Source organism: Mycobacterium sp. UM_Kg1 (assembly GCF_000972925.1).
GTDB lineage: Bacteria > Actinomycetota > Actinomycetes > Mycobacteriales > Mycobacteriaceae > Mycobacterium > Mycobacterium hiberniae.
Window position 1 is genome coordinate 23556 of sequence record NZ_JRMK01000039.1, and the last position, 8584, is coordinate 32139.

Genomic DNA, 8584 nt, shown 5'->3' on the forward strand with positions numbered 1-8584 from the left:
GTTGTCCTCTCCGCGACAAACCTCAAGCCTTAACGAACATCACCTCTACCGCAGCAGATACAGGCAACCGTAACGGATTCAGTTGATGGTGAAGCCGCCGTCCCCCGCGATGGTCTGTCCGGTGACGTAGCCGCCGGCATCGGAAGCCAGCCACAGCACCGAGGCCGCGAGGTCTTCGGGGTCTCCCATCCGGCCCAACACGATTCGGTGCGCGACGCTTTCCAGGTAACCCGGGCGGTACTGCTCGGTCATCTCGGATTCGAAGAAGCCCGGCGCGATCGCGTTGACCCGGATGCCCTTCCGGCTTCCCCACTGCTGCGCCAGGTCGCGCGTCAGACCGATCAGCCCGGCCTTGCTGGCGGCGTATGCCGCCTGCGGCAGGCCCGCCGTCGTCAGACCCAGGATGCTGGAGATGTTGACGATCGACGATCCCGGCTGCATCACCCGTCCGCAGGCCTGCGCAGCCCAGTAGGCCCCGTTGAGGTTGATGTCGATCACCTCACGGAACTGCTCCGGGGTTTCCCGGGTGGCCGGGTGCGCGGTGCCGATCCCGGCGTTGTTGATCAACACATCGACCCGGCCGAACCGCTCGATCGCGGCCTCGACCATTCTGGTCGCCGCCTCCGGGTCCGCGATATCGGTCGCGACCGGCAGCGCGGCGCGTCCGGTGGCGCTGACGAGATCGGCTGCCTGCGAAAGCTTCTCCACCCGGCGCGCTGCCAGCACCACATCCGCGCCGGCCTCGGCGAAGGCCCGGGCGAAATACACGCCGAGGCCCGAGGACGCCCCGGTCACCACGGCCACCTTGCCGTCCATGCGGAACTTGTCCAATACGCTCACGCGACTCACCTTTCTCGACTTCTTACGGGTTAGGGCAAAGCTTTCAGCGCCGCAGCGATGAATTCCGGCGTAGCCTGCGCTGCTGCACCGGCGTTCTGCACGTCCTTTGCGCCGTGCTGGGCTCGGTGGGTGATGCCTTCGGCGATCACCCCGATCTTGAAGTTCGCCAGGGCCAGATAGAAATTCCAGTCGCTGAGGTCGCGGCCGGAGCGCCGTGCATACTCCTCGGCCAGCGCATCCGACGACGGCAGGCGCGTACTGGTCCACGCGGCGGGGTGACCGAAGACCCCGTCGAACGCCGGCGATCGATAGACGCACATCAGGGCGATATCGGTGAGCGGGTCACCGAGGGTGGACAACTCCCAGTCCACGACCGCCCGGATGACGTCCGCCCGCTCGGGATCGCAGATCGTGTTGTCAATGCGGAAATCGCCGTGCACCACCGACGGTTGCGTCGCCTGCGGGATGGCCGCGGACAACGCGGCGGCCAACTTGGCCACGTCGTTCGACAGTGCGCTGTCGTTCTCCGGCGTCTTGACCAGTTCCCACTGGCGGGCCCACAGCCGCACCTGGCGCTCCAGGAATCCATCCGGCTTGCCGAAGGACTCCAGCCCGACGGCGCGGTAGTCCACGGCGTGCAGATCCACCAGCACCCCGACCAGCGCCGCGGCATTCGCCGCCAGCTCAGCGTCGGTGAGTGTGCTCAGATCGTCTTTGTGCCGGTAAACCCGACCCGTCACGAACTCCGTGACGGTCAACGGCGCGCCGCAGACCGTGCCCTCGGCGTCCAGGGCCACCGGCCGGGCGATCGGAACACCGGTGCCGTAGAGCTTTTCGGTCACCACGAACTCGCGGCCCACATCGTGCGCCGACGGGGTCAGGCCACCCAGCGGCGGGCGGCGAACGACCCACGCCGAGGATTCGTCGCTGACTTTGAAGGTGAGATTGGAGCGGCCGCCGGCGATCAGTTCGACGGCGAGTTCACCCTGAACCGGCACGCCGTTGTCGATGAGGTACTGCCGCAGGGCAACCGGATTCAGGGCATCGGCCGTCACTGCGAAGCATCCTTGAGCGCGCGACGGGCCGCCCCGACCCGCCGTTTGGCGATGGCCCAGCGGTGCACCTCCGAGGGACCGTCGTATACCCGGAACGGACGCACCTCCCGGGAGAGTCGCGCCGGGGGCAGATCTTCGGAGACGCCGAGCCCACCACACATCTGCACGCTGCGGTCGACGATCCGGAAGATCGCCTCGGCAGCGAAGGTCTTGGCGATCGACGTCGCGTCGCCGGCGGTGCTGCCCTGGTCCAGTTCCCAGCACGCGCGAACCAGCAACGCCCGGGTGGCGGCGATGTCGATCTCGTTGTCGGCCACCATCTGCTGGATCATGCCCAGGTCTGCAAGCGCCGATCCAAAGGCCTGACGCTGCACCACGTGCGACAGCGCGGTGTCGTGACCCCGGCGCGCGGCGCCGAGCCACCGCATGACGTGCGTCATCCGCGCGGGCCCGAGCCGCACCTGGGCGTACTCGAATCCACGGTCCACCTCGCCGAGCACCGCGTCGTCGGGAACGCGGACATCCTCGAAGAACACTTCGCAGTGGCCGCCCACCATCGACCGGTCCAGCGTGGTGATGTGCCGGCCGACGGTCAGGCCCGGGGTGTCGGCGGGAACCAGGAACATGGTGGCGCCGCCACGCTGACCGGGTTCCCCGGAGGTGCGGGCCATGACGATGAAGAAGCCGGCCCCGTCGGCACCGGTGATGAACCACTTGTGACCGGTGATGTACCAGTCCCCCGACCGGCGTTCGGCCCTGGTCGTCAGCGCGGCCGGGTCCGAGCCGGCGCCGGGCCCCGGCTCGGTCATTGCGAATGCCGAGCGCACCTCGCCGGCTGCCAGGGGTGCGAGGTAGCGAGCCTTCTGCTCGGGGCTGGCCACCTCCGCCAGCAGATGCACGTTGCCCTCATCGGGGGCCGCGATGTTCACCGCCGCCGGACCGAACAGGGAGTAACCGGCGGCCTCGAACACCGGCGCGCGGTCGGACATGTTCAAGCCCAGCCCGCCGTATTCCACCGGGGCGTGGGGGGCGAACACCCCGGCCTGCCGCGCGGCGGCCTGCAGTTCCTGTATCGCGGCGTCGCCGCCCGCGGCGGCGATGTCCCCGCCGAAGCGGTCCTCCACCGGCAGGACCACGTCTTCGACGAACGCCCGTGTCTTGTCGACGAGCTCCGACACCTCCGGCGAGTAGCTCAATTCGATCGCCATGTCACCCCATCACCACACTCGCATTGACCGACCGATCACTCGGCCCGAACACTACGGACTGTGGCACAAATGGCCGCTAACCGTCAAAAACATCTCCGAGCGGTGACTTTCGCTGCGGTATAGTTCAGAATTCCTGAACAAAATCGGAGGTGGCCGTGACCCAGGCGCAATCCGACTGCGGCACCGCGATCCGCGCCGCCCGACGGGCCCGGGGACTGACGGTCCGGGATCTGGCCCGACACCTGCGAGTCAGTCCGGCCACCGTCAGCGCGATCGAAAACGGCAAGACCGGGATCTCGGTGTCGCGTCTGCAGGAGTGCGCCGGGGCGTTGGACGTCACGCCCGCCGCGATCCTGGCCGGCACCGTCGGCGCACCGGTCCCCGGACCGCAGCACAGCCTGCCCGCGCACCTCGACCCAGAGACCGGTGACTGGCGAAGCTTTCCGCCCTTGGCCCTCGACAGCGTCTTGGCGGCGGCCATCGATGCCTTCGTCGAGACGGGCTATCACGGCAGCACCATGCGAGACATCTCGGCGCGGGCAGGTATGAGTGTGCCCGGGATCTACCACCACTACCCGGACAAGCAGACCCTGCTGGTCGCGATACTGGATCTGACCATGACCGAACTGCACTGGCGGGTCAACGCCGCCCGCGCCGAAGCCGCTACCGGCCTGCAGGAGGTGCGACTGGTGGTGGAAGCCTTAGCACTGTTCCACACCCACCGCCAGAAGCTGGCCTTCATCGGCGCCAGCGAGATGCGCAGCCTCACCGCGACGAACCGGCAACGGATCGCCGATTCCCGTAACCAGGTGCAGCACACACTTGACGGTGCCCTGGACCGCGCCGCGCGAGAGGGCGACATCGACGTCGACGACCGCCGGATGGCCGGCCGGGCGATCGCCACGATGTGCACCGCACTGCCGCAGTGGTTCAACGCCGACGGTCCGGCCACGCCGGAGGAGACCGCGCGCACCTACGCCGATTTCGCGGTCTCGCTGCTGAGCAAGCCCCGCGGTTCCCGAGCGGTTTCCCCACCACCGCTTCCCGAAGGCAGGAGATGACCCGTGTCGGCTGGCTGGCAGTTCTGGATCGACCGCGGCGGCACGTTCACCGACATCGTGGCGCGCCGGCCCGACGGGCGCCTACTCACCCACAAGCTGCTCTCGGAAAATCCGGGCCGGTACCGCGATGCGGCCGTGGCCGGAATCCGGGCTCTGCTGCAGATCGAGGGCGATGCACCGATTCCGGCCGAGCAGATCGACACGGTGCGGATGGGCACGACGGTGGCGACCAACGCGCTGCTGGAGCGCGCCGGGGAACGCACGGTACTGGTCATCACCCGCGGTTTCGGCGACGCGCTGCGCATCGGTTATCAGAATCGGCCGCGGATCTTCGACCGGCACATCGTGACGGCCGAACAACTCTATGAACGCACGCTCGAGGTCGACGAGCGTATCGCCGCCGACGGGACGGTGGTGCGGCCTGCGGACCTGGACGCCCTTGCCCCACAGCTTGCCGCCGCGCACGCCGACGGCATCCGCGCCTGCGCGGTGGTCTGCCTGCACAGCTACCGCAATCCAGCGCACGAGAAAGCGATCGGGGACCTGGCCCGGGAGATCGGATTCACCCAGGTCTCATTGTCGTGCGAGGTCAGTCCGCTGCCGAAACTGATCCCCCGCGGGGACACCGCCGTCGTCGACGCCTACCTGTCCCCGGTACTGCGCCGCTACGTGCAGCAGGTGGCCGACCAGCTCGCCGGCGTACGGCTGATGTTCATGCAGTCCAACGGCGGCCTGGCGGCGGCCGACCACTTCCGCGGGAAGGACGCGATCCTGTCCGGTCCGGCGGGTGGCATCGTCGGCATGGTCCGCATGTCGGCACTGGCGGGCTTTGACTCGGTCATCGGTTTCGACATGGGCGGAACCTCCACCGACGTTTCGCATTACACCGCCTCGGGCGGGTACGAGCGGGTGTTCAGCACGGAGGTCGCCGGTGTGCGGCTACGGGCACCGATGCTGCATATCCACACGGTCGCGGCCGGCGGCGGTTCGATCCTGCACTTCGACGGCAGCCGATATCGGGTGGGGCCGGAGTCCGCCGGCGCCGACCCTGGCCCCGCCTGCTACCGCCGCGGTGGGCCGTTGACCGTCACCGACGCCAACATCATGCTCGGGCGCATTCAGCCGGCTCATTTCCCGGCTGTGTTCGGGCCCGCCGGCGACGAGCCGCTGGATGCGGCGACGGTGGCGCGGTCCTTCGCCGCCCTTGCCGAGGACATCCGTGCGGCCACCGGAGATGACCGCACCCCCGAGCAGGTCGCCGAAGGATTCCTGCGGATCGCCGTGTCGAACATGGCCAATGCGGTCAAGAAGATCTCCGTGGCCAAAGGCTATGACATCACCCGCTACGCCCTGACCACCTTCGGCGGCGCCGGGGGCCAGCACGCCTGCGCGGTAGCCGACGAGCTGGGCATCCGCACCGTCTTGGTACCGCCGATGGCGGGTGTGCTCTCCGCATTGGGAATCGGCCTGGCCGACACCACGGTGATACGCGAACGCGCCGTCGAGACCCGGTTGGATGCCGCCGCGCTGGCCGGGTTGCGCGAGGCAGCCGCCGACCTGGAGCGCCAAGCTCGCTCCGAACTCGCCGACCAGGACGTCGCGGCGGAGCGAACGCGGGTGGCCCACCGCGTTCACCTGCGCTATCAGGGCACCGACACCTCGATCGCCGTCGAACTCGACAGCGTGTCCGCGATGACCAAGGCGTTCGAAGACATCCACCTCGGCATGTACTCGTTCCTCATGGAGCGCCCCCTGATCGCCGAAGCGGTCTCCGTCGAGGCCACCGGGCTCACCGAGCAGCCCGAATTGTTCGCGCGACGCGATGCCGGCGCCTCCGGTGCCCCCGGCGAGATGGTCCGCCTCTATACCGGCGGATCATGGCGCGACGCGCCTTTGTACCGGCGGGAAGCGATCTGCGACGCGGTGCTCGGACCGGCGATCATCGCCGAAGACAACGCCACCACCGTCGTCGACGACGGCTGGCAGGCGCACTTGACCGCCGACGGCCAACTGGTGCTGCGACGGCTGGCCGCGGCCACCGTGTCCGCGGCGGGAACCGCCGCCGATCCGGTTCTGCTGGAGATCTTCAACAACCTGTTCATGGCCATCGCCGAGCAGATGGGCGCCCGGTTGGCGGCCACGGCCCAGTCGGTGAACATCCGCGAGCGACTGGACTTCTCCTGCGCTCTGTTCGACGCCGAGGGCAATCTGGTGGCCAATGCTCCGCATATCCCGGTGCATCTGGGATCGATGGGCGCCACCGTCAAGGAGGTGATCGCCCGCCGGGCGCCGACCATGCGACCCGGGCAGGTCTATGCGGTCAACGACCCGTATCACGGCGGCACCCACCTGCCCGACGTCACCGTCGTCACCCCGGTCTACGCCGAGTCCGCGGACGCGCACGACCCCGTGTTGTTCTTCGTGGCCTCGCGTGGGCATCACGCCGAGATCGGCGGAATCACGCCGGGTTCCATGCCGGCCGACAGCACGTCGGTGGTGCAGGAGGGCGTCCTGTTCGACAACTGGCTGTTGGTCGACGACGGGCGATTCCGCGAAGCCCAGACCCGCGACCTGCTGACCGGTGCGGCGTACCCGTCGCGCAATCCGGATGCCAACCTCGCCGATCTGCGTGCACAGGTTGCCGCGAACCAAAAGGGCATTGACGAGATCCACGCCATGATCCGGCATTTCGGGCTGGAAGTGGTGCAGTCCTACATGGGTCACGTCCAGGACAATGCCGAGGAAGCGGTGCGCCGGGTGATCGATTCCTTACATGACGGCGCGTTTCGCTATGAGATGGACTCCGGCGCGACCATCGCCGTGCGCGTCGCCCTGGACCGCGGGACCCGCAGCGCCACCATCGATTTCGACGGAACGTCGGCCCAGTTGCCGACGAACTTCAATGCCCCGTCCTCGGTGGCCACCGCTGCCGCGCTTTATGTGTTCCGGACGCTGGTCGCCGACGACATTCCCCTCAACGACGGGTGCCTGCGTCCGTTGCACATCACGATTCCGCGCGGAACCTTCCTGTCCCCCGACTACCCGGCCGCTGTGGTCGCCGGCAATGTGGAGACCTCCCAAGCGATCACCGGCGCATTGCTGGCGGCGCTGAAGGTACAGGCCGAAGGCTCCGGCACCATGAACAACGTCACGTTCGGCAACGCCGGCCATCAGTACTACGAGACGCTCGGCAGCGGGTCCGGCGCGGGCGAGGGGTTCGACGGGGCCTCGGTGGTACAGACCCATATGACCAACTCGCGCCTCACCGACCCCGAAATCCTCGAGATGCGACTGCCGGTGTGGGTTCGCGAGTTCTCGATCCGGCGCGGCAGCGGCGGGGCCGGACGATGGCACGGCGGAGACGGCGGCCTGCGCAGGATCGAGTTCCGTGAGCCGATGACGGTCAGCGTGCTGTCCGGGCACCGCCGGGTCGCGCCCTACGGCATGGCCGGCGGCCAACCCGGGCAGTTGGGGCGCAACCGGATAGTCCGCCGGGACGGCACGGCGACGGAGTTGGCCGGCTGCGATTCCGCCGCTGTTCACCCCGGCGACGTGCTGGAGATCCAAACACCGGGCGGCGGCGGATACGGCGAACCCGGCGAAGACCGGTAGGGCGGACCGGCCGTGGCCGGCGCGGTGTGTGCAACACCTGGCCCGGCCCTGCCACCAGCGGTTATTCTCACGCGATGGGAGACCAGAGCCGACGCGGTTTCTTGCGCCTGAGCGGCGTTGCCGCTGGCGCCGCGCTGCTGGCATCCTGCTCGTCCGGCGAGCGCGGCGGCGACGGCGAGGCCGGACCGGTCACCGTCACGCATATCTTCGGGGAGACCACTGTCGGCCAACCGCCCCAGCGGGTGGTGTGCGCCGGCTACACCGGGCAGGACGACCTGCTGGCGCTCGGGGTGGTTCCGGTGGCGGTCACCGACTGGTTCGGCGATCAGCCCTTCGCGGTCTGGCCCTGGGCACGACAGCAACTCCGGGACGCCAAGCCGGTGGTTCTGAACTTGGACAACGGCATCGCGGTTGCGCAGATCGCGGGCCTCAAGCCGGATCTGATCATCGCGACCAACGCCGGCGTGGACGCCGAGACTTATCGGTTGCTGTCGGCGATCGCGCCGACGGTGCCGCAGTCGGGCGGCGAGGCATTCTTCGAACCGTGGAAGGTTCAGGCCGCCGCTATCGGCAAGGCCGTCCACCGCGGCCAGCAGATGCAGGCTCTGATCGACGCGATCGACACCGCGTTCACCGATGTCGCATCCGCCCACCCGGGTTTCAGAGACAAGAAGGTGCTGCTGCTGTCGGGGCGACTCGACCGCGGCAACGTCAGCGCCGCCACCGGATGGCGAACCGCCTTTCTCACCCAGATGGGCCTGACCGTCCCAGAGGCGCCCGCGGTGATCGAACGCGATCGGATCGGTTC

At 68.5% G+C, this 8584-nt stretch carries 6 protein-coding genes; 3 read left to right on the plus strand and 3 right to left on the minus strand.

Annotated features, from left to right (window positions below; genetic code table 11):
- Positions 1-78: 78 nt before the first annotated feature.
- Genes LI92_RS08585 through LI92_RS08595 form a run of 3 tightly spaced genes read right to left on the minus strand, consistent with a single transcriptional unit; the run spans position 79 to position 3103 of the window.
- A complete protein-coding gene (locus LI92_RS08585; protein WP_046318057.1) occupies positions 79-840 on the minus strand; it encodes an SDR family NAD(P)-dependent oxidoreductase in 762 nt (253 codons plus the stop codon).
- Positions 841-869: 29 nt separating this feature from the next.
- Entirely contained in the window at positions 870-1895 is a 1026-nt protein-coding gene (locus tag LI92_RS08590; protein ID WP_046318059.1) for a phosphotransferase family protein, read from the minus strand.
- Positions 1892-3103 carry an acyl-CoA dehydrogenase family protein gene (locus tag LI92_RS08595; protein ID WP_046318061.1) on the minus strand — a complete coding sequence of 404 codons (1212 nt, stop codon included), beginning with the start codon at positions 3101-3103 and terminating at the stop codon, positions 1892-1894. The genes LI92_RS08590 and LI92_RS08595 overlap by 4 nt, the downstream gene beginning before the upstream one ends.
- A 155-nt stretch (positions 3104-3258) precedes the next feature.
- Here LI92_RS08595 and LI92_RS08600 point away from each other — a divergent pair, with 155 nt between their 5' ends.
- The 3 genes from LI92_RS08600 to LI92_RS08610 all read left to right on the plus strand — a co-directional run.
- The gene (locus tag LI92_RS08600; protein ID WP_152665391.1) at positions 3259-4164 is read left to right on the plus strand and encodes a TetR-type transcription factor C-terminal domain-containing protein; all 906 of its coding nucleotides are present in this window, start codon (positions 3259-3261) and stop codon (positions 4162-4164) included.
- A 3-nt stretch (positions 4165-4167) separates the two neighbouring features.
- Positions 4168-7776 carry a hydantoinase B/oxoprolinase family protein gene (locus LI92_RS08605; protein WP_046318064.1) on the plus strand — a complete coding sequence of 1203 codons (3609 nt, stop codon included), beginning with the start codon at positions 4168-4170 and terminating at the stop codon, positions 7774-7776.
- Positions 7777-7850: 74 nt separating this feature from the next.
- Positions 7851-8584: ABC transporter substrate-binding protein (locus LI92_RS08610; RefSeq protein WP_046318067.1), on the plus strand; the 734-nt coding region annotated here is incomplete at its 3' end.

Coding starts and splice junctions, on each gene's coding strand:
- LI92_RS08595 (WP_046318061.1), bottom strand. CDS start 3,103: ATGGCGATCGAATTGAGCTACTCGCCGGAGGTGTCGGAGCTCGTCGAC.